This window comes from Streptomyces sp. NPDC002680, assembly GCF_042889145.1.
GTDB lineage: Bacteria > Actinomycetota > Actinomycetes > Streptomycetales > Streptomycetaceae > Streptomyces > Streptomyces adonidis.
This window is the reverse complement of sequence record NZ_JBIAQP010000008.1, coordinates 393,960-419,164: the sequence shown is the minus strand read 5'-3', so window position 1 is coordinate 419,164 and position 25,205 is coordinate 393,960. Positions and strand designations below refer to the sequence as shown.

General features: G+C 71.4%; 22 protein-coding genes. 10 read left to right on the top strand and 12 right to left on the bottom strand.

Features of this window, described 5'->3' with window-relative positions:
* Window positions 1–202: 202 nt before the first annotated feature.
* Window positions 203–3,202, bottom strand: a complete 3,000-nt coding sequence (locus ACFYXF_RS23220; RefSeq protein ID WP_389351890.1) for a helix-turn-helix transcriptional regulator — start codon at window positions 3,200–3,202, stop codon at window positions 203–205.
* 305 nt (window positions 3,203–3,507) lie between these two features.
* On the opposite strand from ACFYXF_RS23220, the gene ACFYXF_RS23215 reads away from it, so the two are divergent.
* The gene (locus ACFYXF_RS23215) at window positions 3,508–5,766 is read left to right on the top strand and encodes a FlgD immunoglobulin-like domain containing protein (protein WP_389351888.1); all 2,259 of its coding nucleotides are present in this window, start codon (window positions 3,508–3,510) and stop codon (window positions 5,764–5,766) included.
* A gap of 27 nt (window positions 5,767–5,793) precedes the next feature.
* Here ACFYXF_RS23215 and ACFYXF_RS23210 read toward each other — a convergent pair whose 3' ends face one another.
* Together ACFYXF_RS23210 and ACFYXF_RS23205 are read right to left on the bottom strand one after the other, a co-directional pair.
* Entirely contained in the window at window positions 5,794–6,093 is a 300-nt protein-coding gene (locus ACFYXF_RS23210; protein WP_389351886.1) for a hypothetical protein, read from the bottom strand.
* Between the two features lie 202 nt (window positions 6,094–6,295).
* Window positions 6,296–6,658, bottom strand: a complete 363-nt coding sequence (locus tag ACFYXF_RS23205) for a hypothetical protein (RefSeq protein WP_389351884.1) — start codon at window positions 6,656–6,658, stop codon at window positions 6,296–6,298.
* Window positions 6,659–6,783: 125 nt separating this feature from the next.
* Between ACFYXF_RS23205 and ACFYXF_RS23200 the strand changes: the two genes are divergently transcribed.
* Window positions 6,784–7,008, top strand: coding sequence for a hypothetical protein (locus ACFYXF_RS23200; protein WP_389351883.1), 225 nt, complete (start codon window positions 6,784–6,786; stop codon window positions 7,006–7,008).
* 179 nt (window positions 7,009–7,187) lie between these two features.
* On the opposite strand, the gene ACFYXF_RS23195 is transcribed toward ACFYXF_RS23200, so the two are convergent.
* From ACFYXF_RS23195 to ACFYXF_RS23185, 3 genes are all read right to left on the bottom strand, one after another.
* Window positions 7,188–7,400 (bottom strand): hypothetical protein, encoded by a 213-nt coding sequence (locus ACFYXF_RS23195; RefSeq protein WP_389351881.1) that lies wholly within the window; start codon window positions 7,398–7,400, stop codon window positions 7,188–7,190.
* Complete coding sequence (locus ACFYXF_RS23190) at window positions 7,393–7,542, bottom strand: hypothetical protein (protein WP_389351879.1); 150 nt, start codon at window positions 7,540–7,542, stop codon at window positions 7,393–7,395. The genes ACFYXF_RS23195 and ACFYXF_RS23190 overlap by 8 nt, the downstream gene beginning before the upstream one ends.
* A 259-nt stretch (window positions 7,543–7,801) precedes the next feature.
* Window positions 7,802–8,248 carry an ATP-binding protein gene (locus ACFYXF_RS23185; RefSeq protein ID WP_389351877.1) on the bottom strand — a complete coding sequence of 149 codons (447 nt, stop codon included), beginning with the start codon at window positions 8,246–8,248 and terminating at the stop codon, window positions 7,802–7,804.
* A gap of 147 nt (window positions 8,249–8,395) precedes the next feature.
* On the opposite strand from ACFYXF_RS23185, the gene ACFYXF_RS23180 reads away from it, so the two are divergent.
* From ACFYXF_RS23180 to ACFYXF_RS23160, 5 genes are all read left to right on the top strand, one after another.
* Window positions 8,396–9,280, top strand: a complete 885-nt coding sequence (locus tag ACFYXF_RS23180) for a helix-turn-helix domain-containing protein (RefSeq protein ID WP_389351875.1) — start codon at window positions 8,396–8,398, stop codon at window positions 9,278–9,280.
* Complete coding sequence (locus tag ACFYXF_RS23175) at window positions 9,280–9,459, top strand: DUF397 domain-containing protein (protein ID WP_389351873.1); 180 nt, start codon at window positions 9,280–9,282, stop codon at window positions 9,457–9,459. Before ACFYXF_RS23180 ends, ACFYXF_RS23175 begins: the two co-directional genes overlap by 1 nt.
* Window positions 9,460–9,524: 65 nt before the next feature.
* Window positions 9,525–10,412 carry a helix-turn-helix transcriptional regulator gene (locus ACFYXF_RS23170; protein ID WP_389351871.1) on the top strand — a complete coding sequence of 296 codons (888 nt, stop codon included), beginning with the start codon at window positions 9,525–9,527 and terminating at the stop codon, window positions 10,410–10,412.
* Window positions 10,413–10,545: 133 nt separating this feature from the next.
* Window positions 10,546–11,526 (top strand): aldo/keto reductase, encoded by a 981-nt coding sequence (locus tag ACFYXF_RS23165; RefSeq protein ID WP_389351869.1) that lies wholly within the window; start codon window positions 10,546–10,548, stop codon window positions 11,524–11,526.
* Window positions 11,527–11,580: 54 nt separating this feature from the next.
* Complete coding sequence (locus ACFYXF_RS23160; RefSeq protein ID WP_389351867.1) at window positions 11,581–12,561, top strand: hypothetical protein; 981 nt, start codon at window positions 11,581–11,583, stop codon at window positions 12,559–12,561.
* A gap of 23 nt (window positions 12,562–12,584) precedes the next feature.
* On the opposite strand, the gene ACFYXF_RS23155 is transcribed toward ACFYXF_RS23160, so the two are convergent.
* Window positions 12,585–13,262: a TetR/AcrR family transcriptional regulator gene (locus ACFYXF_RS23155; RefSeq protein ID WP_389351866.1), complete on the bottom strand. Its 678-nt coding sequence runs from the start codon at window positions 13,260–13,262 to the stop codon at window positions 12,585–12,587.
* A 178-nt stretch (window positions 13,263–13,440) separates the two neighbouring features.
* Between ACFYXF_RS23155 and ACFYXF_RS23150 the strand changes: the two genes are divergently transcribed.
* Window positions 13,441–14,583: an FAD-dependent oxidoreductase gene (locus ACFYXF_RS23150; protein WP_389351864.1), complete on the top strand. Its 1,143-nt coding sequence runs from the start codon at window positions 13,441–13,443 to the stop codon at window positions 14,581–14,583.
* Between the two features lie 34 nt (window positions 14,584–14,617).
* Here the strand turns inward: ACFYXF_RS23150 and ACFYXF_RS23145 are convergent, their stop codons facing one another.
* Window positions 14,618–15,466 (bottom strand): PIG-L family deacetylase, encoded by an 849-nt coding sequence (locus ACFYXF_RS23145; RefSeq protein ID WP_389351862.1) that lies wholly within the window; start codon window positions 15,464–15,466, stop codon window positions 14,618–14,620.
* A 385-nt stretch (window positions 15,467–15,851) separates the two neighbouring features.
* On the opposite strand from ACFYXF_RS23145, the gene ACFYXF_RS23140 reads away from it, so the two are divergent.
* The gene (locus tag ACFYXF_RS23140) at window positions 15,852–18,974 is read left to right on the top strand and encodes an ATP-binding protein (protein WP_389351861.1); all 3,123 of its coding nucleotides are present in this window, start codon (window positions 15,852–15,854) and stop codon (window positions 18,972–18,974) included.
* Here ACFYXF_RS23140 and ACFYXF_RS23135 read toward each other — a convergent pair.
* From ACFYXF_RS23135 to ACFYXF_RS23120, 4 genes are all read right to left on the bottom strand, one after another.
* Window positions 18,955–19,752, bottom strand: a complete 798-nt coding sequence (locus ACFYXF_RS23135) for an ABC transporter permease (protein WP_389351859.1) — start codon at window positions 19,750–19,752, stop codon at window positions 18,955–18,957. The genes ACFYXF_RS23140 and ACFYXF_RS23135 overlap by 20 nt on opposite strands.
* The gene (locus ACFYXF_RS23130; RefSeq protein WP_389351858.1) at window positions 19,749–20,726 is read right to left on the bottom strand and encodes an ATP-binding cassette domain-containing protein; all 978 of its coding nucleotides are present in this window, start codon (window positions 20,724–20,726) and stop codon (window positions 19,749–19,751) included. Before ACFYXF_RS23130 ends, ACFYXF_RS23135 begins: the two co-directional genes overlap by 4 nt.
* Before the next feature lie 294 nt (window positions 20,727–21,020).
* On the bottom strand, window positions 21,021–23,399 hold the full coding sequence (locus tag ACFYXF_RS23125) for a PQQ-binding-like beta-propeller repeat protein (protein WP_389351856.1): 2,379 nt from the start codon (window positions 23,397–23,399) through the stop codon (window positions 21,021–21,023).
* Between the two features lie 232 nt (window positions 23,400–23,631).
* Entirely contained in the window at window positions 23,632–24,351 is a 720-nt protein-coding gene (locus tag ACFYXF_RS23120; protein WP_389351855.1) for a VOC family protein, read from the bottom strand.
* Between the two features lie 122 nt (window positions 24,352–24,473).
* On the opposite strand from ACFYXF_RS23120, the gene ACFYXF_RS23115 reads away from it, so the two are divergent.
* Entirely contained in the window at window positions 24,474–25,121 is a 648-nt protein-coding gene (locus ACFYXF_RS23115; RefSeq protein ID WP_105972865.1) for a TetR family transcriptional regulator, read from the top strand.
* Window positions 25,122–25,205 lie beyond the last annotated feature (84 nt).

The following is a 25,205-nucleotide window of genomic DNA, read 5'->3' as shown; positions in this document are numbered from 1 at the left end:
GTCGCGTTCAGGACCCGGTCGGGCCAGGATCAGAGAGGTTCGTAGTCGCTGTACGGGTCGCTGTACGGGTCGCTGTACGGGTCGCTCTCCGGCGGACGGACGCCCTTCCGGTCATGCTCAGATGGGGTGCGGAACGGCTTACGGACCCTGCGCGCACTGAGTATCGACGGCCGCCGCGTGTCCTCGCGATGGGGCGGATGACCTAAAGTTCCGAGCCCGCGCCAGTGGTGTGGCCTGCCGACGGGGTGATTCCGGCCTGTGTCAGGCTGACCGCCAGTGCGGTACGCGAGGTCACTCCGTATTTGCGCATCGCGGAGTTCAGCTGCGCGGCGATGGTCTTCGGGGAACGGGAGAGTGCCCGTGCGATGGCCGGGTTGGTCAGTCCGGTGAGCATCAGCCGGACCACTTCCAGCTCGCGCGGGGACAGTTGGTCGCCGTAGCCACGCCGTCCACCGCGCCACACCTCTCGTACCGGCGCCCCGGCCGCACGGCGCGCGTCGTGCATCCGGGCGGCGTCCGTCCGGGCTCCCAGAGCCGTGAACCCGGCCTGTGCGCGGGCGAGTTCGGCCAGTCCGGTGTCCCTGTCCCCCGCTGCCAGCAGACAGCCGGCCCGGCGTTCGGCCGCGAGCAGTGCCTCGTACGGCCGGGGCAGGCGCTGCCAGGCGGCGGTGGCCCGGCCGAACGCGGCGGCTGCCTCGACACTGCGGCCCTCTCCTTCCGCCAGCACTCCGCGACACGTCTCCAGGGCCGCGTCCGCTGCCGGCAGGTTCCTGCCGCTGAGCCCTTCGGCCAGGTCCGCGACGAACTGCCGTGCCTGGTCCGGCCGTTCGACCGCGAGCAGCGCGCCGGTCCGCACCGGTGCGAACTCGGTGGCCCATAACCAGATGTTCTTGCGGGCCACGACGTCGGCCGGTCCGTCCGTCAGCTCCAGCGCCTCGGCGGCCGACCCCTCGGCGAGCCGGATCCGCGCCAGGGCCGCCGCGGGCTCCAGCGGCAGATCCACGATGCCCCGCCGCAGCCCCGCGTCGAGCACCTGGCGTAGCCGCTCCTCGACGGTCCCGAGCCCGCCTTCGGCCACCGCCGCGGGGCCGGGATCCGCCGTTCCACCGCCGCCGACCGCCCGGTCCAGCAGGGCCGTGATCAGCAGGGCGTCCAGCTGGACCACGGGTTCCTCCTCCACCCCTGCCAGGGCGGCGGCCCGCTCGGCCAGTCCGTCCCAGGCGCCGGTGAACCAGTCCAGGTGCACCAGCGTCACCCGGATCATGTCGTGGAGCCGCTGGTACCGGTGTTCCCCGGCCCTGGCCAGCCCGGTCGTCAGCAGCGCTCTGGCCTCGTCGTAGCGCCCCCAACGCATGGCCGAGTTACCGATGTTGAGTCCGCCGCGGGCCAGCTGCATCATTCCTTCCGGGGTCGTCGCGGTGTCGGGCAGCTCCGCGGCCACGGCCCAGCCGACGTCATCTCCCATGTCCAGCAAGGAAGTTGCCCGGTCCCCCACCAGAGCAAGGCGTTGGTCCGCCGTCATCGGCAGCCGGGCCGCGTCGGCCGCCCGGTCCAGCCAACGGCGGTGCTCCCCGGCGGACATCAGGGTGCTCGGCGGGCTGCCGAGCGTGTTCATCGCCCAGGCGGCCTGGAACGGTTCGCCGGCCAGATCCGGCAGCGCCCTCTCCAACTCCGCTGCTGCGGCGGCGTACTCGCCCGTGTGCAGCAGCATCCGCCCCAGTTGGGTGCGGACGGCCGCGCGCTCGTGCGGGGCGAGCGCCTCCCCGTCCAGCACCCTGCGCAGCGCGCGGGTCAGATCGCCACGGCCGACGAGCCCGGTGAAGGCCAGGACCGGCATCTTCTGGGCCCACCGGGCCATCGAGGCGGCGGGCGGATCGCTCCCGGTGAGCAACTCGTGGAGCAGTCCTACGGCGGTGCGGTGGTCCCCGGAGGCCAGGGCGAGGTCGGCGGTCCGTTCCGCGTACTCGCGCCACCGCCCGGTGTCCCCCGCCTCCCGGTAGTGGTGGGCGAGCCGGGCGACCGGCTGCGGCGTCATGGCCCGCAGGGAGCGGCCCGCTCCCCGGTGCAGGGCCCGGCGGTCGGGCGCGGGCGTCATGTCGTAGACCGCACGGGCCGCCAGCGCGTGCCGGAAACTGACCCGGCCGGCCCGGTCCTCGCCGAGCAGTCCACTGCGTACGGCGGCGTCCACGGCCCCTTCGGCAACGTTGTCCGGGAGCCCGCTCACCGTCGCGAGGACGGCCGGGCCGACCGGTTCGGCCAGTACGGAGGCGGCCCGCAGCACGCGTTGCGCATCCGGGGTGAGGCGCGAGGCGCGCTCGGCGACGGCGTCCCGGATGGTGGGCGGCACGGCGATGTCGGCCAGCGTCCTGCGCACCCACTCGCCGTCGCGCCGGACCAGATCGGCCCGGTCGCGCAGCAGCCGCACCGACTCCTCAATGGCCAGCGGCACTCCGTCGGTCCGTTCCTGGAGGAACGACGCGAAAGTCCCGGAGACGTGTTCCCCGTCCAGCATCGACGACATCAACTCGGCGGTCTGCGGCACGTCCAGCGCGCCAAGACAGATCCGTACGTACCCGGTGCCGGCCGGGGGCCGGGAGATCAGCCGCATCAGCGCGGACTCCGGCGCCACGTCCTCGGGACGGTACGTCAGCACCAGGCTCACCCGGCGGGACCGACGGGAGGCGAGGAACAGCAGGAAGTCCAGGGTGGCTTCGTCGGCCCAGTGGACGTCCTCCAGGACCAGCACGCCGACGCCCATGACGTCCAGCAGTTCGGCCAGTGCGCGGAAGAGCCGGTGCCGGGCGGCGCCCGCGTCCGACAGCGCCTCGGGGGCCGGCGGCAGGTCCTGCCCCCACTCGGGGAACAGCGGGCGCAGCACCCCGGCGAGGGGCGTGAGCGCCAACTCGGCCACATCGGGCCGGGCTTCGCGGGCGGCATCGACGACCGGCCCCAGGGTGAGGGCCTCCCGGAACGGGGGGCACATGGCGGCCAGCGGCCGCAGGGCGGCGACACCGGGCTCGTCCAGCGCCTCCGACACGAGTCGGCTCTTGCCGATTCCGGCCTCGCCCTCGACGAGAACCGCGGCCGGCGGCCGGGCCAAGGCAGCTGTCAGCCGGTGCAGTTCGGCCGCCCGGCCGACGAAACGGGGAACGCCGAGGCTGGGCAGCACGGGCGGGAGGCCGTCCTCGACAGAGCGTCCCATCCGACCGCCTTCCCCACCCCGCCCGGGCCTGCGCGACCCGAACGCCGAACGCCCGTGCGGGCGTTGACACCGCAGCATGCCATGGTCGCCGCAATGGCCGCGCCCGGCTGTGCCGACCGTGGCCGACCCCGTACAACTTTTCGCCGGGATCGGTCGTCAGATTGATCAGCAAGGTGGCTGACCACCGTCTGCGGTGTTCAGCGATCACACGTCTGATTCAAGTGACCAACCGATCGGGAACGGGGCCCACGATGCGGGAAAGACGTCAGCAAGGATGGCGGAAGGCCAGTTCAGGGGCTGTTTTGGTGTTGACGGTCCTGGCGGTCGGGGCGGGGCTGATGCCGTCGGCGGAGGCTGGAAGCGGGCCGGGGCCGGGGGCCGCCGTCGCGGACCGCGCGGGGATGCCGTCGGTCACCCTCAAGGGGAAACCGGGACCGCTGACGAAGCCGGCGGCACCGGTCAGCGCCGATGCTGCCGGCGTCCTGTCCTACGCCACCGGGAACAGCCCGTCGGCGCTGTATACATGGGAGCGGCCGAACGGTACCTACGTGAACGGCCTGCCCCAGCCCGTCATTTTCTACCCCCCTCACTCCAACAGCCTGTGGGGCGTCAACGGCCGCTTCGGCCTGGAGCGGATCGGCACCACCAGCACCTACCGGATCCGGAACTACGACACCGGCAAGGTGGTGCAGTTCGACCTGCCGGCCGGCGACACCGCCACCACGGTGGTCGCCGAGAACCGCCTGCTGACGCTGCGGAAGACAGCCGGCAAGTGGGCGCTGCGTCTGCTGGAGATCCCCGCGGCCGGTGGCCGGCCGGTCGACCGGCCGGTGTCAGGTGTCCCTGACAACCTGCCGGGGGACATCACCCACGTCCAACTGGACGCCCGCGGAGCGGCGATCACCTTCGGAGGCTCGACCGGCATCCAGACACTGCTGGACTTCGCGACCCGCCGCCTGACCGTCGTGCCCAACGAGGGCCCCTCCAGGTTGACTCTGCTGTCGCTCAGCGCCACCACGGTTCTGTACGAGGCCGACTACAACGGGGATTTCGGGTCCTACTTCGTCGACCGCGACCATCCGGACGGGCCCCGAACCCCGCTCAAGGTGGATTCCACGGTCAATTTGAGGTTGTTGGGCAACTGGGCGCTGTACCCCGATGGCGAAGGCGCGATCGTGGCCCAGCCTGCCGCGGGCGGCGCGGCCCGCACCCTGCTGCCGAAGTCCGACAACCACCTCGTCACAGGTGCGGACGGCGCCGTCTACACCGTGGGCGGCACGGGCCCGGACGACTGGGCGGTTCGGCGCATCACGCTCGGCGCCGACGGGACCCCGGTCGTCGGCGAACTCGTACCGCTGCCCCGGCAGACCACGTACGACGTGGGCGGTGTCGCGGTCGACCAGGGACAGCTCCGGGTCGGCACGCTGCACCTACCGAGCGACGCCTCCCGCGCGACCACGTATCTTTCCGGCTCCTCCCTGTCGCTGACGGCGAGTGGCACGCTCAACGCCACGCCCCCGCGGAACGTCGGCGACCTCGGATGGCACCCGGCGGACGAGGACCCCGCGTACGACATGCAGTGCACCGGGCGGTGCCTGCGGCTGGTCGGCACCGGGGAAGGCGACGTCGTGCGGTCCACCCGGAGCAACTACGTACCCACGCTGACGGCATCCGGCAGGTTCAGCGTTCAGCGCCCCGACTCCCGGTTCCAGTACGTCTACGACGGGACCAAGGCGCTGAGCCACACCGACCGTTGGCACGCGGCTTCCCTCTGGGGCAGCCAACTGTGGAGCGCGGGCACCAGGAGCGGTACCGTCACCGCGGTGTCCCTGCCGTCGATGAAGGCGCTCGGCTCCGCCGTGTCCGTGGGCGCCCCCTGCGTACCCGAGGAGATCCAGGTCGTGGGCCGGTGGATCTACTGGTCCTGCGGTCCCACCAAGAAGGCCGGTGTCTACGACCGCACCACGAAGCGCGTGATCAAGGTGCCGTCCGGCTACGCGCAACTGGCCGACGGATACCTCGTCAGCCAGAACGACGCGGCGGCCAGGCTGAGTATCACCTACTTCCCCGGCGCGGTTCCGGCCGCGCGCGTGGGCACCGGCGACCTGGCTCCGTTGACGAACCAGGTGGGCGAACCCGCCGACCGGCGTGGGCGGTTCTGGGCCGTGGACCGGTTCGGCGGGCCCCTGGCCTACCTCACCGACGCGGGGGATGTGACGGTCAAGTGGCCGCGGGTGACCACCTCTCCTCTTGCCGTCATCGCGACCGACAGCCCCGCCCGCGTGGATCTGCGTGCGACGGGCAGCAAGTACACGGGGGTGTGGCACCTGTCGAAGCCGGCGGCGAGCTGGAAGCTGACGATCGTCTCCGCCGCCAGCGGAAAGACCGTCCGTACCCTCACCGGCGGTCCGGCGGCAGGCAAGATCTCCGCGACGTGGGACGGCATCGGCCCAGACGGCAAGAAGGTCCCCACGGGGACGTACCGCTGGACCCTGACCGCACCGGCGGCCGACCACGTGGGACGGTCCGCGACCGTGAAGGGTTCGGTCGCGGTGCGGTCGTAGGCGGCGCGGCGGCCTCCATCCGTCGGGTCAGCCGATGGAGGAGACGCCGCCCTCGCGGGCGCCGACCAGCTCGTCCCAGTGGTCGGTCGCCCGTCGGCACGCGGCAGCCGGCGGCTCCGCGTACTCGTCGGGATCGATCTTCCCCCAGGAAGCCGAGACGGAGCCCATGAACTCGGACCGGGTGGTGCCCGGACCGCAGCCGTCCGACCCCGGCACCACCACCGACCCCAGCGCCCCCGTCGAAGCTCCCACCGAGGAGTCCGACGCCCCCAGCCGGACGCCCGACGACACCGCCGACACCTCGGCCGAGGACCCGGCGGTGCCCACCCCCGCGCCTTCGATGTACGCCCGGATACTGCTCGAACAGTCGGGCCTCGGTCTCCGCCCACGCCTCCTACGCCTCATTCGGCAGGCCGTTCGCGTGGCGACGGTCGGTCATCGAGGTCGGACATCGGTGGCCACCCGAGACAGCGGTGCAGCCTTCGCCGCCAGGGGCGGCAGATCATCCCCCCGGCCTGCAGTTCAGAAGTCACTCCCCGTGGTAGAGGCGGAGCAAATCGATCAGTTGGATCGTGGGGTCGTCCTTCGCAAGGTGATGCAGTTCATCGGTGAAGCCGGTGCCGCTGAAGCAGTACAGCCGTGTTGCCTCGGTGGCCGCGCCGCTCCTGGTCAGGAGAGAGCGGATGTGCCGGAGACGCTCCAGGTGGCCGACCCCCATCACGTCGCCCCACTTCGCTTCCCCGATGGCGAGCAGCGCTTGGCGTCCGTCATGCGTTTCGCCGTGGACGGCGACGTCGACCTCATGGCTGGTCCTGGCAGCGGGGTCGTTGACGGTGCCACTGGCAACCCGTGTGGCGTGTCCGCCATGAGTGCCGCGTGCCAGCGGGCCCATTCCCGGCACACCTGCTCGAAGTGCGGGCCGACGACTTTGCTGCGGAAGGTGGACTGGGCGCGGCGCCATACGTCGGGTGCCCGCCCGGGGCGTTCCAGGTCGCCCCAGGCCGGGCGCATGACCGCGTGGTAGAAGGTCACGAGCGGCTCGGCGATGCGATAGGCGGAGCGGCCGACCAGGTCAGCTATCGCTTCGCCCAGTGGATCGGCCTGTCCGGAGCCGTAATCCAGGCACTCGCGCTGGCCATTTCCCGTACCCGGACGGCCCGTTATGTCGACGAACTCGATCCCTCGACAGCTGATCCGACACGGCACGGCGCAGAAGCCGTTGCCGGGGAGGGCAAGAACTGATCAGATCGCGGTGGCAATTTACGCCTGGCCGTTTCCTGCTCCGCGAGCGAGGACGGCGCCGATGTGATCCATTGCAGACAGCAACTGGAGTGCCTGACGGATGCCCGAGCCCCGCAGGCCCTCTCCAAGGACGTTGCCGAAGTCAGCCGAACCAGCCCACCTGCACGACCACGATCCGCTCACCGAATGTCCGTCAGGTACGTGAGCATGAGGAGCCCTCGGCTCTCGGTCCGCACGCCAGGCCCCGGCCCGGTGTAGGCGGCTCCCTCCAGGAAGACCATGGACTCGCGTACGGCGATCTCGTTGGCCAGCCGCTCTGTCTCGGCGCGTGCCGCCTCCGGGAGTCCGTCCAGCAGGTCGTCCTGGAACAGCTCCCAGTGCCAGTCAGCCACCGGCGACCTCACGGTGAGCCGCCTGCACGATCTCGCCGGCCTCCTGGATCGCCCGCTCCCGTACGTCAGGGTCAGCGCTGCTGATGGCCTGCTCGGCGGCGTGCAGCCTGCGCGCCATCTCAGGGTGTCTCTCGATCTCCACGACGACGCCCCACTGCCGGTAGAGATCGGTACGACGCTGTCCTCGTCGCCCGCGCGCACGAAGGCCTTCTGCAGGTCCTCGAAGAACTCGGGCAGCCGCGATGGAATGACAGTGGCCACAGCCTGCCGCAGGTCGGGCAGCGTCAGCTCGGGCCGGGGGATGAGCGGGCCGTCCCCGTCCGCGTACGGCATGGTCATCGGCCGCCCCTTCCACTCGTCGAGCCGCGTTCCGGCACGCGCCCACGCTAACGCCATTCCCGTCACTTCTCGGCTCCGATGAGCGGAACGGCATCACACGGGGTGCCGATGAGCCCCCACTCCGCCCACACCGTCTTCCCCACCCCCTCCCGCGGCCCGACCCCCCACCGCCCGGCCAACGCCCCCACCAACAACAACCCCCGCCCGAACTGATCGTCCCCGGTCACCTCACGAGGACACGGCACCCGCTCGGCACGCGGATCACTCACCTCGACGCGCAGGGCTGCGGCGGTGAGGGTCAGTCGTACGCGGATGAGGCGGCCCCGGATGCTCCCGTGGAGCAGGGCGTTGGTCATCAACTCGCTGACGACCAGGGCGATATCACCGGCCAGCTCCGGGTGCCCCCACTCGGCGACGAGTCGGGCGGTGCGGGTGCGGGCGAGGGGGACGCTGCGGGGGACGGGGGTGTAGTCGAGGCGGTCCTCGTGGAGGAGGGGATCTTGGGGCATGGGGGTGCACCTCCAGTGCTTTGGGTGAGCAATTGAGCACTGAAGGTAGCGATGCCCCGCTCCAGGGGCAATCAATTCGGGGAAGTTCTTCCCCAAAGTGTGAACACGTTCGACTCGGTGACGAGTTCGGGACACACTGTGACCGTGATGCGATCAACCCAACCCGTAGGCAACCGAGCGTCAACTGTCTTGGGACGCAGGCTCGGTGGAGAGCTGCTGCGTCTACGCGACACCGCGGGCAAGACCCAGCAGCAGGCCGCCGAGTCCATCAACGCGACCGGCACCAAGATCGTGAAGATGGAGCGCGGCTGGGTGCCGATGCGCGACCCGGACATCCGGGTGCTGTGCGAGTTCTACGGCCTGGAGGACCCCAAGAGCCTGGCCCGCCTTCTGGGCCTGGCCCGGCTGGACCGGGAGCGCCGCAAGGCGAAGGGGTGGTGGCAGGACTCACCCCACCCGGGCACGCTCTCCGAGTACATCGCACTGGAGGACGCCGCCAGCCGCGTACGGACTTGGGAACTCTCCCTGGTTCCCGGCCTGTTCCAGACAGCCGAGTACGCCCGCGCTCTGGCTGTCAGCGAAGGTGCAGGGGTGTGGGACGACCCCGACGAGATCGAGCTCCTGGTCGAGATCCGCATGCGCCGCCAGGCACGTCTGCACGACGAACGCCCTCTTGAGGTGTACGCCATCGTCTGGGAAGCGGCGCTGCGGCAGTTGATCGGCGGGCCGGACACCATGCGCGCTCAGCTGGAGCATCTGCTGGAGGTGGCCGAACTGCCGAATGTCCGCCTACAGATCCTGCCGTACCGTGCGGGCGGACACCCATGCATTCCAGGCGCGTTCACCATCGTCTCGTTCGCCGAGACCGAGGCCGTGGACGTCGTCCACGTCGACACGATCGCCTCTACTGTGTGGGTGGAAAACGAGACCGATAGCGCCGCCTACGGCGGGTTCTTCGACCGTACGGCCAGGCTGAGCCTCTCCCAGCGCGACTCGGTTCTCCTGATGGACGCCATCCGCAAGGAGTTCTGATGCCCACGTTCAACTTCGTGAAGTCCAGCTACAGCAGCACCTCGGGCCAATGCGTCGAAGTCGCCCGCAACCTCCCCGGAGTCATCGCCGTCCGCGACTCCAAAACACTCCCCGACCCCGAAACCCCCATACTCCACCTCTCCCCCACCGCCTGGCAGCACTTCACCGCCGCGCAGTGAACCGGGGCTGTTGGGGGTAATGGCAGGGTCTCTCTGAGGCCGCGCCGCACGCCTACGCTGGCCGTATGGACAACCGTGCCGAAATCAGCGCGTTCCTGAAGTCGCGCCGCGACAAGATCACGCCCGAGCAGGCCGGTCTGCCCGTGTACGGCCACCGCCGGGTGACCGGGCTGCGCAGGAACGAGGTCGCGACGCTCGCGGGCGTCAGCGTCGAGTACTACACGCGGCTGGAGCGCGGCAACCTCAGCGGTGTCTCCGACAGCGTTCTGGACGCGCTCTCCCAGGCCCTGCGGCTCGACGACACGGAGCGTACGCACCTGTACGACCTGGCCCGAGCGGCGAACACGACGCCCGCCCGGGTGCGGCGCCGGACTGCCCGGCCGGCCGTGCGGCCCAGCGTGCAGCGCATCGTCGACGGGATGCCGGGCATGCCGGCGTTCGTGAAGAACCACCGGTTCGACATCTTGGTCGCCAACCCGCTCGGTCGCGCCCTGTTCTCCGAGATGTACGCCGATCCGGCCTGCGGGGCGAACACCGTGCGGTTCGTGTTCCTCAGCCCCGCGGCCAGACGGTTCTACGTCGACTGGGAACGCATCGCCAAGGGTGCTGTGGGCGCGCTGCGGATCGAGGCGGGCAAGAACCCGTACGACCGGGAGCTGTCGAACCTGATCGGTGAGCTGTCGACCCGCAGCGACACCTTCCGCGTGCTGTGGGGAGCACACGACGTGCACGTCTTCCATGAGGGGACGAAACGCCTCCGGCACCCGGTCGTCGGCGAGCTGGAGCTCGACTTCGAGTCGATGAACCTGCCCGACGGCTCGGGGCTGGTCGTGGCGTTGTACAACGCGGCCCCCGGCACCGCGGCCGAGGACGCCCTGAAGCTGCTGGCGAGCTGGTCCGCCACGGCAGAGGCCACGGATGCGCGGGCCGCCGAGGCGGACTCCGAGAACTGAACCGACCTCCACAGCCCCGCCCCCTGCCGCTGGGGGTCCCTGCCATTACCCCTCACAGCGGAGACTCCCTCACCGTGTCCGTTCCCGGTTGCATGGTCGGTGCCCACTCACCCACTCATGCAAAGGAACCACCGTGAAGAAGCGCGAACTGGGAAACAGCGGCCTCGAAGTGTCCTCGATCGGCCTCGGCTGCATGGGAATGACCTTCGGCTACGGCCCGGCCGCGGACACCGTTGAGGCCATCAAGCTGATCCGCGCCGCCGCCGAACGCGGCGTGACGCTCTTCGACACCGCCGAGGGATACGGAGAAGCGAACGAGAAGCTGGTGGGCGAGGCCCTCGCGCCGGTGCGTGACCAGGTCGTCATCGCCACCAAGTTCGGGTTCAAGGACGGCAACCCCACAGCGGGACTCGACAGCCGCCCGGAACGGATCCGGATGGTCGCCGAGCAGTCCCTCAAGCGCCTGCGGACCGACCGTATCGACCTCTTCTACCAGCACCGGGTGGACCCGAACGTGCCGATCGAGGAGGTCGCGGGCACGGTCCGGGAACTCATCCAGGAGGGCAAGGTCAAGCACTTCGGCCTGTCCGAGGCCGGTGTGGACGTCATCCGCAGGGCGCACGCGGTGCAGCCGGTCACGGCTCTCCAGAGCGAGTACTCCCTGTGGTGGCGTGAGCCCGAGGAGATCATCCTGCCGACCCTCGAAGAGCTGGGCATCGGCTTCGTACCGTTCAGCCCGCTCGGCAAGGGCTTCCTGACCGGCGCCATCAGCCAGGACACGAAGTTCGAGGCCAACGACGTACGCAACGTCCTGCCGCGTTTCGAGGAAGAGGCCCGCCAGGCCAACCTCGCGCTGATCGCGCTGCTGGGTGAGATCGCGGACGCCAAGCAGGCGACCCGCGCCCAGACCGCCATCGCATGGCTGCTGGCGCAGAAGCCGTGGATCGCGCCGATCCCGGGCACGACCAAGCTGCACCGCCTCGAAGAGAACATCGGCGCCGACACCGTGGAACTGACGCCCGAGGACCTCAAGCGCATCGAAGAGGCCGTCACGCAGATCCAGATCAAGGGCGAGCGGTACACGGCACAGCAGCAGAAAACCATCAACCGGTAGCACGCCGGCCCCCACCAGCCCTTGCCTCCGGCAATGATCACGAAAGACATGTCCATGAAGAAGCGATTCAGACTCGCGGCGATCTCCGCGACTGCGGCCGTCGTCGTCTCGGCACCGTACGCGTCCGCCGCGACCGAGCGGACGAGCACGCGGCCCGCCGTCACCCACGTGAAGACCGTGGCCGCCTTCGACTTCGCCACCGGCGACGTGCCCGAGAACATCACCGTCAACCCGGACAACTCGCTGACCGTCTCGATGGTCGGCGCGCCCGCGGGCGAACGGCCGGCGCTGGTGCGGATCGCACCGTCCGGACACCGCACGGTGCTGGTCACCGGACAGAAGGGCGACGGAATCACCGGCACCACCCGCGGCCACGACGGCACCGTCTACTACAACGTGTGGTCCACCGACGCCTCCCGCAACGGGGTGTGGAAGCTGCCGCCCGGCGGCACCCCCCACCGCATCGCCGCGCTGCCCGTCGGCGGAGTCCCGAACGGCCTGGCCATCGATCCGGCCGGGCGCACCCTGTACGTGGCCGACAGCCAGAAGGGCACCGTCTGGGCCGTACCGGTCTCCGGCGGTCGCGCGACCGCCTGGCTGGTCGACCCCGCCCTCGCGATCGAGGCGTCCGCACCCGTGCCATACGGCGCGAACGGACTCCGCTTCCACAACGGCGCCGTATGGGTCTCCAACCTCAGCAAGGGCACCCTGCTGCGGATCCCCGTCACCGCCACCGGAGCCCCTGGCCGGATCCACACCGTCGCCGACGGCCTCACCGGCGTCGACGACTTCACCTTCCTCAGCGACCGCTCCGACGTCGTGTTCGCCGCGCTGAACACACAGAACAAGGTCGCGGCGGTCTACCCGGACGGCACCACCAGGACGGTGCTGACCGCCTCGGACGGCCTCGCCTCGCCCACCGCCACCGCGGTCCGCGGCAACCGGCTGTACATCACCGACGGCGGGCTCAACGAGCCCCACGACGCGAAATTGCAGAGCGGGAAGATCAACCTCGCCGCGCTGCTCTCGCGCTGAGAGGGCGTGACCTCAACAGACGTTCACCGCCTCGCGGTGATCCCCGCCAGGATCAGATCGATCCCCGCCACGAACTCCTCCCGGTCATCGTGATCCCGTAGCTGCTCCGCGACGTTCCGGGTGAACGCGTACTCCTCGGAGTCCAGGTTCGCCCACGTCGCCGAGACCCCGGCCAGGAACTCCTCGCGGGTCGTGCCCGGCTGGTGGTCGCGGGCGTTGGCCGCGTTCTGGCCGCCCACGCCGAGGACGTAGTTCAGCAGCGTGGACGCGGCCGTGAACTGGGCCGCGTGGGGCACCCCGAGCGCCTGGACCTGGCGCCCGAGGTGCTCGAAGACCCGCAGCAGCGGCGTCTGCCCCGGGGCGCGGGCGAGTTGCGCGCCGATCCACGGGTGGACGTCGATCGCGTCGAACACGCCGAGCGCGAGGGCACGTACCGCCTCCCGCGGTGTCGCACCGGCGGTGACGACGGCGTTCATGGTGTCGGTGACGACCGCGTCGGTGGCGGCGCCGAGCAACTCGTCCTTGCCCGTGACGTGCCAGTAGATCGCGCCGGGCCCCGTGGAGAGGCGCCGGGCCAGCGCGCGGAACGTCAGTCCGCCCTCGCCCTCCGCGTCGAGAAGCTCGATCGCCGCCTCGACGATCCGCTCCCGGGAGAGCGGCTCCCTTCGTCGCTCCGAACGACGTGCTCCGCTTTCAGCCATGCGTTCATCCTGACATACGCCTGGAACGGCGTTCCACCTTGACATTCATGGAACGGCGTTCCAGTCTGGGGCAACCGATGGAACACCGTTCCATGGATTCCCGCCCGGCGACCGCCCGGCGACCGCCCCGCGCCCATCCAGCCGCCACCGGTCGCCGCGACACCCACCAGGAGCCACCATGACCGCCACCACGACCACCACCCCCCACGTCACGATCGTCGGCGCCGGACTCGGCGGACTGACCCTCGCCCGTGTCCTCCACGTCAACGGCATACCGGCCACCGTCTACGAGGCCGAGGCATCCCCGACCGCCCGCGCCCAGGGCGGGCTGCTCGACATCCACGACCACAACGGGCAGCTCGCCCTGAAGGCCGCCGGGCTGTTCGACGAGTTCCGCGGCCTCGTCCTGGAGGGCCGCCAGGCCTCACGGATCCTCGGCCGGGACGGGACCGTCCTGTTCGAGGACGGCGACGACGGCACGGGGGGACGCCCCGAGGTGCAGCGCGGCGAGCTGCGGCAGCTGCTGCTCGACTCGCTCCCGGCCGGCACCGTCCGCTGGGGGCACAAGGTCAGCGGTGCCCAGACCCTGTCCGACGGCCGCCACGAGGTGACCTTCGCCGACGGGACCACCCTCGTCACCGGCCTGCTCGTCGGCGCGGACGGCGCCTGGTCCCGGGTCCGGCCGCTGCTCTCCGACGCGACACCCTCGTACCTCGGGATGTCGTACGTCGAGACCTACCTGTTCGACGCCGACACCCGGCATCCGGCCGGCGCGAAGGCGGTCGGCGGCGGATCGCTGTTCGCGCCCGTGCCGGGGCAGGGGATCGGGGCCCATCGCGAGCGCGGCGGGACCATCCACGCCTACGTGATGCTCTCCAGGCCGCAGGAGTGGTTCGCCGGAATCGACTTCACCGACCCCGCCGCCGCCAAGGCCAGGATCGCGCGGGAGTTCGACGGCTGGGCGCCGGAACTCACCGCGCTGATCACCGACGGCGAGACCACACCGGTCGTCCGCCCCCTCAACGTCCTGCCCGTCGGCCACCGTTGGGACCGCGTACCGGGCGTGACCCTGCTCGGCGACGCCGCCCACGTCTCGATCCCGGCCGGCGAGGGCGCCAACCTGGCCATGTACGACGGCGCCGAACTCGCCAGGACCATCGCCGCCCACCCCGACGACATCGAGACCGCCCTGGCCGAGTACGAGCAGGCCATGTTCCCCCGCAGCGCCGAAGCGGCCGCCGAGGGCGTCCAGGTGCACGAACTGCTCTACGGCGCCGACGCGCCCCACAGCCTGGTCGCCATGTTCGGCGGACACGCGTAGCCGCAACCGGCGCGCCCGGGCCGTGTCCGGCGGATCAGCGCAGTCCGGCGAAGAGATCGTTCTCGGGCATGGCCGCGCCGGTGGCGTCCTGGACCCGTACGAAGGTCTCCACGCCCATCAGCTCGCCGAACCGCTCCTTGCCCATCTTGAGGAAGAAGATGTTCTCGCCCTGACTGGCGTGCGCGGCCAGCGCGTCGAACTTCTGACCGCTGAACGCGGTGGTGTCCACCCACGTGGTGATCTCGTCGTCGGGGAGGCCCATCTCGGCCATCGCGGCGGCCTCGGCGGGGTCCGGCTCCGGCATGTCCTCGTCGAACTCGCGCATGAACTCGCCGAACCGCCCGATCACCGAGCGGGGCATCGTCGTCCAGTACACCTTCGGTGTCGGCCCGGTCTTCTCCAGTGCGGTCAGCTCCAGCGCCGCCATCGTGATGCGATGGGCCTGGATGTGGTCGGGGTGGCCGTAGAAGCCGTTCTCGTCGTAGGTGACGACCACGTCGGGCCGGTAGTGCCGCATGAGTTCCGCGAGTCGGGCCGCGCCTTCCGCCACGGGCGTCTGCCAGAAGGATCCGGGGGCGTCGTTGCTCAGCCAGCCCATCATCCCGGAGTCGGCATAGCCCAGCAGCTCCAGATCGCTGATCTTCAGGACGTCACGGCTCGCCTCAAGTTCCTGTCGGCGCATCACGGCGACCGCCGCCGGATCGTGCCCGGGGTCACCCGGCTTGACACCCCCCGGTCCATCACCGCAACCGCCGTCGGTACACGTCACGAGAACCGTGCGGATGCCTTCCGCCGCGTACCGCGCGAGCACCCCTCCGGTCCCCGTGGCCTCGTCGTCGGGGTGGGCGTGCACTGCCATGAGCGTCAAGGGCCGGTCAATCATGAAAACAGTCCTCCTGCGGAAGTACGTCCGTCCGGTGCGAGGAGCGCGGCGGGCGTACCGCGATCCCGGGGGCCGGATCCGGGTGGGGCGGACGACCTTACGGTCTCCGTGCCCCCGCCCCTGCGGCGCCGGTCCCTCGGTCGGTGCAACCCCGTCGGCCGGACCGGCTGTTCCCGGCTCGGCCACGGACTCGGGCGAGGGCGACGACCGGCAGGGGGAAGGCGGCAGCGCAGAGCCGGGCCGGACCGCACGCAACGCGGGCCGACGAGCCGGGCCGCGCGGAGCGCGACAGCCGCCCCCGCAGCGGGAGTTCGCCCCCAGCCACAGCGGGAGTTCGGCCCTCAGCAGGAGTCCCCGCACCCACCCCCTTGGCTAATCTGCACGGATGACCATCGCCCTGACCCTGCTCCCGCGCGTCGCCTACCGCGGGCAGGAGGTCACCGCGCCCCGGCTGCGTGCCCTGCTCGCCCTCCTCGCGGGCGACCCGCGCACCGGCTGCAGCGCCGAGCGGCTGGTCGCGGGGCTGTGGCCGGACGAGTTGCCGGAGCGGCCCGGCAAGGCGCTCCAGGTGCTCGTGTCCCGCGCGCGGGCCCAGCTCGGCGCCGACCTCCTCGCCAGCACGCCGACCGGATACCGGCTCACCCTCGCCGAGGAGCAGGTCGACAGTTCCGCCCTGCTGCTGCACGCCGCCGCCAGTGCGGACCGGGCCAGGGCCGGGGACCACGCCGGGTCACTGGCCGCCGCCGAGGCCGGACTCGCCCTGTGGGAGGGCACCCCCGATCCCGATGGGGACGACGATCCCGTGGCCGCGCTGCGCGCCGAGCGTGCCCCCGTCCACCGCGCCCTCGTCCGCGCGCGGGCCCTCGCGCTCGGCCGGCTCGGGCGGCACTCGGAGGCCGCCGGGCCGCTGGCCGCCGTAGCCGCCGAGCATCCGCACGACGAGGAGGTGCTCGCCGAGCTGCTGCGCGGCGAGGCCGCGACGGCCGGCCCCTCCGCCGCGCTGACCCGGTACGAGGCGTACCGCCGCGAGCTGCGCGACACGCTCGGTACGGATCCGGGGGCCCGACTCAAGGCCGTACAGCGGGAGTTGCTGCGCGGTGAGGCGCCCGTGGTCCGGCACGGGGTGCCGCACGAGCCGAATCCGCTGCTCGGGCGGGACGACGACATCGCCGAGGTGGAGCGGCTGCTGCGCGGGGCGCGTGCCGTGACCGTCGCCGGGCCCGGTGGCCTCGGCAAGACCCGGCTCGCGCACGCCGTCAGCCGCCGGGCCGAGCACCGGGCCGTGTACTTCGTGCCGCTCGCCGGCGTCACCGAGGACAAGGACGTGGCTGCCGAGGTGGCCTCCGCGCTCGGCGCGGGCGAGGGGCGGCCCGGCCCTGCCACCGGCCACGACCCCGTGTCCGGCGTCCTCGGCGTGCTCGGCACCGGGCCCGCCCTCCTGGTCCTCGACAACTGCGAGCAGGTCGTCGCCGGTGCCGCAGATCTCGTACACGCCCTGGTCTCGTCCTCCCGGGAGCTGCGCGTGCTCGTCACCAGCCGCGCGCCCCTCGGCCTGACCTCGGAGGCCGTGTACGCGCTGCCCGAACTCCGACTCCCCACCTCCGTCGAGCTGTTCACCCAGCGGGCGCGGGCCGCGCGGCCCGGTGTGGAGCTGCCGCCGGACGCGGTGGCCGGGCTGTGCCGTCACCTCGACGGGCTGCCGCTCGCCGTGGAGCTGGCGGCGGCGCGCGTACGGGTGCTGTCGGTGCCCGAGATAGCCCGCCGCCTCGGCGACCGCTTCGCCCTGCTGCGCGGCGGAGCACGGGACGCACCGGAACGCCACCGCACCCTGCACGCGGTCGTGGACTGGAGCTGGAACCTCCTCGACGAGCAGGCCAGGGCGGCTCTTCGTACCCTGTCCGTCTTCCCCGGCGGCTTCTCCGGCGACGCGGCCGAACACGTGCTCGGCGACGACGCGCTGCCGCTGCTGGAGCAGCTGGCCGGCCAGTCGCTGCTCACCGTCGCCGAGACCCCGGCCGGTGTGCGGTTCCGGATGCTGGAGACCGTACGGGAGTTCAGCGCGGCCCGGCGGGCCGAGGCGGGCGAGGACGAGACGGCCGTCGGCCAACTCCTCGCCTGGGCACGGGACTTCGGGGTCGCCCGCCACGACTGGTTCTTCGGCTCGGGCCCCCTCGGCGCCTGGGAGCGGGTCAGGGCCGAGCAGGACAACCTCGTGGCGGCCCTGCGGCACGCCCTGGCCCGTACGGACGGCCCCGCCGTCGCCGCCCTCACCGCCGTCCTCGCCGCCCTGTGGTCCACCTCCGACTACGTCCGCCTCACCACCCTCGCCGCGGACACCGGCCCACCGCTGTCGCACTACCGCCCCGAGCCCGAACACGTCGAAGTCGCCCGCGCCGCCGCGGTGTTGTGCACGGCGAGCCTCTTCATGGGCTACGGCCCGCACGTCGTACGCCACCTCGTCACCCTCCGCCGACTGCCCCCGGCCCCGCCGGACACGGCGCTGCGCGCCTTCGCGATCGTGCTCGGCGCGGTCCCCGAGATGCGGCCTCCCGGGTACGACGTACTGCGGCGGCTCTGCGAGAGCGAGCAGCCGCTGCTCGCGGGCGTCGCCGGGTGCGTCGCCACGTACGCCTGGGAGGCGGAGCACGACATCGACCGCGCGCTCGCCTCGGCCCGCCTGGCCGTCTCCGCGCTGACGGGCGTCGACAACCCGTTCCTCCAGGTCATGTGCCACACCCGGCTGAGCCAGCTGTGCCTGCAGACGGAGCAGGGCGAGGCCGCGTACCGGCACTTCAGGGTGGCGCTCGACGCGCTGCCACGGCTCGGCGACGAGCACGACTCGATCGGCGTCCGCTGGGGCCTCGTCTTCGCCTGCCTCCAGCGCGGCGACCCCGACGAGGCGGAGTACTGGCTGCGGCAGGCGGAGGACGCCGGCAACCGGCAGCAGGGCGACCCCGACAGCGCCGGTCTCGAAGGGCGCGCCGAGATCGCGCTCGCCCGTGGACTGACGGAGGTCGGGCTCGGCCTGTGGCGCGGTTCGGTGGAGCAGGCGACGGCGGTCGGCACGATGTACAGCGGCGATCCCTTCCTGGACCGGTGGGTGCTGCGGGTCCGCTCGGCGGCGGTGACGGCGCACGCGCACGCGGGCCGGGTCGAGCCGGTCGCGGAGTCGGTCGACCGGCTGCGGCAGGCGCTGCGGACCCTGCTGTCCCGTCCGGCCGGCTCACCCATGGAGCTCCTGGTGTTCGGGACGGTGCTGCACGCCCTCGGCATGGCGGGAATCGCGTACGGCGACACCTCCGCCGTACGGATGATCGCGCTGGCCGAGCGGCTGGGGGTGCTGCGCGACTACCAGCCGACGATGTCGGCGGACCGGGCCCGGCGGGCGGCCGAGAACGCCGACGGGGCGGCGTACGCCGACGCGGTGTCGGAGTACGCCGCCCTGGGGTGGGACGAGTTGCGGGAGGCCGCCCGCGCTGTCACCGGGGTTACTTCGGATCGCGGTTGAACTGCGCCGTCGACCAGCGGTAGCCGAGGACGGACAGGCCGACGCACCAGGCGATCGCGATCCAGCCGTTGTTGCCGATCTCGGTGCCGAGGAGCAGACCGCGCAGGGTCTCGATGGCCGGTGTGAAGGGCTGGTACTCGGCGATCGGCTGGAACCAGCCCGGCATGGTGTCGGCCGGGATGAAGGCGCTGGAGATCAGCGGGAGGAGGATCAGCGGCATCGCCATGTTGCTGGCCGCCTCGGGGTTCGGGCTGGCCATACCCATCCCGACGGCGATCCAGGTGAGGGCAAGGGAGAACAGGGCGAGCAGCCCGATCGCCGCGAGCCATTCCAGGGCCGTCGCGTCCGTGGACCGGAACCCGATGGCCACGGCGACGGCACCGACCAGGACCAGACTGGCCATGACCTGCACCACGCTGCCCACGACGTGCCCGACGAGCAGGGAGCCCCGGTAGATCGCCATCGTGCGGAAGCGGGCGATGAGGCCCTGGGTCATGTCCATGGAGACGGCGATCGCGGCCCCGATCACGGTGGAACCGATGGTCATCATCAGCAGGCCGGGGACGATGTAGGCGATGTAGTCGGAGCGGTCGGCGCCGCTGCCGCCGATGCCCGCGCTCATCACGTCGCCGAAGACGTAGACGAAGAGCAGGAGCAGCATGATCGGCGTGAGCAGGAGGTTCAGGGTCATGGAGGGGTAGCGGAGGGCGTGGAGGAGGTTGCGGCGCAGCATGGTGTTCGAGTCGCGCACGGCGAGGGTGAGGGCACTGCTGCTCATCGGGCGTTCTCCTTCGTGGAGTGGGTGGACACGTTGGTGGTGGGGCCGGTCAGGGCGAAGAACACGTCGTCCAAGTCCGGGGTGTGCACGGTGAGTTCGTCCGCCTCGATGCCGGCGGTGTCGAGCCAGTCGAGGATGGAGCGCAGTTCGCGCTGGCTGCCGTCGCTGGGGATCTGGAGGGCGAGTGCCTCGTCGTCGCGGGTGACCTCGCGCAGGGCGGTTGCGGCGGAGCGGTAGGTGTCGGGGTCGGTGAAGCGGAGGCGGACGTGACCGCCGGGGACGAGGCGCTTCAGCTCCTCTGCGGTGCCCTCGGCGACGATCTTCCCGTCGTTCAACACGGCGATACGGTCGGCGAGTTCGTCGGCCTCTTCCAGGTACTGCGTGGTGAGGAACACCGTCACCCCGTCGGCGACGAGCCCGCGGATGATGCCCCACATGTTGTGGCGGGAGCGGGGGTCGAGGCCGGTGGTGGGTTCGTCGAGGAAGATGATCCGGGGGTTGCCTACGAGGGTCATGGCGAGGTCGAGACGGCGCTTCATGCCGCCGGAGTAGGTGGAGGCGGGCTTGGTCGCGGCCTCGGTGAGGTCGAAGCGCTCCAGGAGTTCGGCGGCGGCCTTCCGCCCCTCCTGCCTGGGCAGGTGGTGCAGGTCGGCCATGAGGAGCATGTTCTCCTCGCCGGTGATCAGGCCGTCCACGGCGGAGAACTGGCCGGTGACGCCGATCGCGGCGCGGACCGCGTGGGGGTGGGTGGCGAGGTCGTGGCCGCCGACGTGCAGGTCGCCTGCGTCGGCGGTGACGAGGGTGGAGAGGATCTTGACGGCGGTGGTCTTGCCGGCGCCGTTCGGGCCGAGCAGGGAGAAGACGGTGCCGGTGGGCACCGAGAGGTCGATGCCGTCGAGGACGGTTTTGTCCCCGTAGGCCTTGCGCAGCCCCTGGGCTGCGATGGCGGGTGTGTGCGATGTCGTCGAGGTCATGCCGAGGAGAGTGCGGCAGGGCGCATTCAGCTCGGTTTCACCGTGGTTTCAGTGCCCTGTTCCTCGCCCCCGCCGCCCCTACCCGTTCCCATCCTTCTGGGGGCTGCGCCCCCAGACCCCCCTTGTCCTCAAACGCCGGACGGGCTAAAAGATCAAGCACCGGCCGGCACCACCCAGCCCGTCCGGCGTTTGAGGACGAGCGCGTTCAGCGCGACAGGGGGGTCTGGGGGCGCAGCCCCCAGGGATGGGTATGGGTAGGGGCGGCGGGGGCGAGGAACAGGGCGGGCCGGGTTCTCAGCCCGTGCGCGCCGTCCCCGTCCCCTTCTCCGCGTCCAGTGCGTACACACACCGGTCCTTGCTGCACGCGTACACCACGCCGTCCTTGACCACCGGCGCACCGGTGATCTCACCGCCCGTCGCCAGCTTCCACCTCAAGCGGCCGTCATCCGCCTTCAGGGTGTAGAGGAGATGGTCCGTCGAGCCGAAGTGGATCCGGCCCTCCGCCACCGCCGGGGCGCCCACGATGTCGCCGCCCGCCTGGAAGCGCCATTTGGGGGTTCCGGTGACCGCGTCCAAGGTGTACAGGCCCTTGCCGCTGCCTACATGCACATGTCCCGCCGCCACCAGCACCGGCTCGATCGACGCCCGCGACTCCGTCGCGATGCGCCACCTGTCCCGCCCGTCCGCCGCGTCGAGGGCGTACACCGTGCCGAGGTAGTCGGCGAGGTAGACGCCACCGCCCGTGACCGCCGGGCCGGGAGCGAAGGTCGGCGGCGAGAGGAACACCGCCGGGGCCTCGAAGTGCCAGCGGACGTGGCCGCCGGAGACGTCGATCGCCAGGACACGGGTGCCCGCGGAGACGTACACCTGGCCGTCGGGGCCCGGGGTCAGCCGTACCGGGACTCCGCCGCAGGAGGTGGCGTCGCCGATCGGGTAGGACCAGCGCTCGTCACCCGTACGGGCCTCCAGGGCGCGCAGGCGGCCTTCCTTCCACACGAACACCGTGCCCTCGTGGACGAGGGGCCCGGCCTCCGGGGACTCGAAGTCCGTCTGGGCGCCGGTGTGCTCCCACAGCTTCTGGCCGGTCGCCGCGTCCCAGCCCTGGACGCCGCCGCCGCGCGTACCGGTGACGACCGTGCCCCGGTCGGCCTTCAGGGAGTACACCCAGGCGTCTGTCGAGAGCCTCCACAGGTCCATGCCCTCCCTCGCGTCGAGGGCGAAGAGCGTCGGGCCGTCAGAGGCGTGGATACGGCCGTCCGCGACCGCCATCGACCAGGCGACGTCCCTCGTCTTGAAGCGGCGGCGGCCCGTCATCACGTCCAGGGCGTGCACCTCGAAGGAGGTGACGTAGACGAGGTCGCCCGCGACGGCCGGGGTGCCCCAGACGTCGTTCGACATCCGGAACCGCCAGGGGCGCCAGCCCGCGGGGGACTCCGGGGGCAGCGGCGGCGCCGGCACGGGGTTCGGGTCGGCGCCGTTGACCCCGGGGCGCGGGCGCGACCAGGAGGCGACCAGACCGGCCTCCGGCGGCGGCGCCTGTACGGCGGCGGCGCGCACGTCGGAGACGCGCGGACCGGGGCCGATGGGCACGGGGGCGCCTGCGAGACGTACGGGGCCGGTGTCCGGCGCTCCGGTGGGTACGGGGGCCGGCATGGGGCCGGGTACGAGACCCGGTCCCGGGCGGGGGTCGAAGGGCGGCGGGTCGTGGGACGGCGGCGGCGGGATCGCCAGCCTGCCGCCGCTGCGGCCACCGGACGCCTGCGGCTTCGCCGCCGGGCGTCCACCACGGCGCGTCTCGATGAGGGTCACCGCCCGCTCGGGCAGCCACGCGGACGCCGTACCGCTGTCGTCGGAGCCGGAGCCGAAGAGGTGGGGGGCCAGCTGGGCCTGGAGGTCGGCGGGGTTGGGGCGGCCTGTGGCCTCCATCTGCATACAGGACTCGATGAGCGGGCGGAGTTCGTCCGGCAGACCTTCGAGGTCCGGGCCCTCCCGGAGCAGCATGAAGACCGTCTCGACGGGGTTGGCGCCGTGGAAGGGGGCGTGTCCGGTGGCCGCGAAGACCAGCATCGAGCCGAGCGAGAACACGTCGCTCGCGCCGGTCACGCTCCGCGAGTCCTTCGCCTGCTCGGGGGACATGTAGGCGGGGGTGCCCACGGCGACGTTCGTCATCGTCAGACGTGTGTTCGACACGCCGGACGCGATACCGAAGTCGATGACCCGGGGGCCGTCCTCCACCACCAGCACGTTGGAAGGCTTGAGGTCACGGTGGACGAGCCCGGCGCCGTGAATGGACTGCAGCGCCTCCGCGACCCCCGCCGCGAGCCAGCGCACCGCCTGGGCCGGCATCGGCCCGCACTCGTTCACTATCTCTTCGAGGGAGGGCGCGGGCACGTACGCGGTGGCCAGCCAGGGCACGGCGGCGCGCGGATCGGCGTCGACGACGGCAGCCGTGTAGAAGCCGGAGACGGCCCGCGCCGCCTCCACCTCACGCGTGAAGCGGACCCGGAACAGCTGGTCCTCGGCCAGTTCCGTACGGACCGTCTTGATCGCCACGCGCCGGCCCGAGGCCGAGCGCGCGAGATAGACCAGCCCCATGCCGCCGGCACCCAGCCGTCCCAGCACCTCGAACGGCCCGATCCGCCGCGGATCGTGCTGCGTCAGCTGATCCACCACTTGCCTGCCACCTCCCCGTACGAGCCGCGTCACCTACATATGTACGCGACCCCGTGCAGCGTCTCACCACCGCCACCGCCTTGGCGGCACGCACCCCGATTCTTCCTGGCCGGGGCACAGGTTGCGAACTCGGGTCCGAAACGGGGTGTCTCCACCCAACCTGGTGCAAAACAGGTCCCCGCAGGGGCGCTCCCGAACCCGCTCACGCCCTCCCGTACCCGCTCCCAGCGGCTCATTTCCGGAGCAGTGCGAACGACGCTCCCTGATTGTCCGTGACGACCGCCACATTCCCGTACGAAGTGTCGAAGGGCGTCGACTGGACGCGACCGCCGAGCCGGTTCACCTCCCCGAGGGCCTCCTCCATGTCCTCGACGGCGAAATGGACCAGGAAATGCGGCGGCATCTCGACCGGGAACACCTCCGACACGGCGGCCCGGCCGAAGTCGGGGGCCGCGTCCGGGCCGAACAGCGCCTCGTGGAAGAGGTTGCCGTAGAAGGTGTTCACGACGTCCGTGTCCCGGGCGTACAGCTCGGCCCAGGCGAAGGTGCGGGGCTCGTGGCTGCGGCCGAATCCGGGGTGCGTACCGGCCTGCCAGAGGCCGAAGACGGCGCCGTCGGGGTCGGTTGCCAGCGCCGTCGTGCCCAGGTCCCCCACGGGAACCGGCGCGGTGATCACCTGTCCGCCGGCCGCGCGGATCCGGGCGACGAGGGCATGGGCGTCCGGGGTGGCGAAGTACACCGTCCAGACGGTGGGCATCCGGCCGTCCGTCTTGTGGGCGAGGGCGGCGACGGGCTCGCCGTCGCACAGGGCCAGCACCAGGCTCTCCTTCTCCTCGAAGGACCACCCGAAAAGCTCACCGTAGAACCGCTTGCCCGCCTCTACGTCGGGCAGCTGGGCGTCCAGCCAGCACGGGACGCCCTCTGTACGGGCGGATGCCCTGTTTTCGGCCATACCGTCAAGCTAACGTTCCTTCACGCATCCCGCAGAGCAGGAACAGCTGTCCCCGACTGCCCCCGCACCCCATTTGCAGTCGGCCGAATCGCGCTCCGATCACCCCTCGGTAAGCTGACGGCATGACAGGACAAGTGCGTACCGTCGACGGCCGTGTGGCCGGTCGGCGTGGGCAGGCGACCCGGCAGAAGCTGCTCGACTGCCTCAGCGAGATGCTCAGCTCCTCCCCTTACCGGGACGTCAAAGTCATCGATGTCGCCCGGAAGGCGGGGACTTCACCCGCGACCTTCTACCAGTACTTCCCGGACGTCGAAGGCGCCGTCCTGGAGATCGCCGAGCAAATGGCCACGGAGGGCGCCGGGTTGACCGAGCTGCTCGCCGGGCGGTCATGGGTCGGCAAGGCCGGGTGGCAGACCGCCCAGGAACTCGTCGACGGGTTCCTGGAGTTCTGGCGCAGGAACGACGCGATCCTCCGGGTCGTCGATCTGGGCGCCGCCGAGGGCGACAAGCGGTTCTACAAGATCCGCATGAAGATCCTCAACTCCGTGAACAACTCCCTTACGGACACGGTCACCGAGCTACAGGCCAAGGGCAAGGTCGACAAGGACGTCAACCCCGCCGCGATGGCCGGCTCTCTCGTCGCGATGCTCGCGGCGGTGGCCTCGCACCAGAGGGGCTTCCAGACCTGGGGTGTGAAACAGGCCGAACTGAAGCCGAACCTGGCCCTGTTGGTCCACCTGGGCGTGACCGGCAAGAAGCCGACGAAATAGCCGACGCGTCCCCTTACTCCAGGTTCCGCAGGCCCTGCCGGGCCCAAGTCCTGTCACGCAGGCGGTGGTTCACTCCGGTTCCGA

Coding starts and splice junctions, on each gene's coding strand:
- ACFYXF_RS23220 (WP_389351890.1), bottom strand. CDS start 3,202: ATGGGACGCTCTGTCGAGGACGGCCTCCCGCCCGTGCTGCCCAGCCTC.
- ACFYXF_RS23205 (WP_389351884.1), bottom strand. CDS start 6,658: ATGGGCCCGCTGGCACGCGGCACTCATGGCGGACACGCCACACGGGTT.
- ACFYXF_RS23185 (WP_389351877.1), bottom strand. CDS start 8,248: ATGCCCCAAGATCCCCTCCTCCACGAGGACCGCCTCGACTACACCCCC.
- ACFYXF_RS23180 (WP_389351875.1), top strand. CDS start 8,396: ATGCGATCAACCCAACCCGTAGGCAACCGAGCGTCAACTGTCTTGGGA.
- ACFYXF_RS23175 (WP_389351873.1), top strand. CDS start 9,280: ATGCCCACGTTCAACTTCGTGAAGTCCAGCTACAGCAGCACCTCGGGC.
- ACFYXF_RS23170 (WP_389351871.1), top strand. CDS start 9,525: ATGGACAACCGTGCCGAAATCAGCGCGTTCCTGAAGTCGCGCCGCGAC.
- ACFYXF_RS23160 (WP_389351867.1), top strand. CDS start 11,581: ATGAAGAAGCGATTCAGACTCGCGGCGATCTCCGCGACTGCGGCCGTC.
- ACFYXF_RS23155 (WP_389351866.1), bottom strand. CDS start 13,262: ATGGCTGAAAGCGGAGCACGTCGTTCGGAGCGACGAAGGGAGCCGCTC.
- ACFYXF_RS23150 (WP_389351864.1), top strand. CDS start 13,441: ATGACCGCCACCACGACCACCACCCCCCACGTCACGATCGTCGGCGCC.
- ACFYXF_RS23145 (WP_389351862.1), bottom strand. CDS start 15,466: ATGATTGACCGGCCCTTGACGCTCATGGCAGTGCACGCCCACCCCGAC.
- ACFYXF_RS23140 (WP_389351861.1), top strand. CDS start 15,852: ATGACCATCGCCCTGACCCTGCTCCCGCGCGTCGCCTACCGCGGGCAG.
- ACFYXF_RS23135 (WP_389351859.1), bottom strand. CDS start 19,752: ATGAGCAGCAGTGCCCTCACCCTCGCCGTGCGCGACTCGAACACCATG.
- ACFYXF_RS23130 (WP_389351858.1), bottom strand. CDS start 20,726: ATGACCTCGACGACATCGCACACACCCGCCATCGCAGCCCAGGGGCTG.
- ACFYXF_RS23120 (WP_389351855.1), bottom strand. CDS start 24,351: ATGGCCGAAAACAGGGCATCCGCCCGTACAGAGGGCGTCCCGTGCTGG.
- ACFYXF_RS23115 (WP_105972865.1), top strand. CDS start 24,474: ATGACAGGACAAGTGCGTACCGTCGACGGCCGTGTGGCCGGTCGGCGT.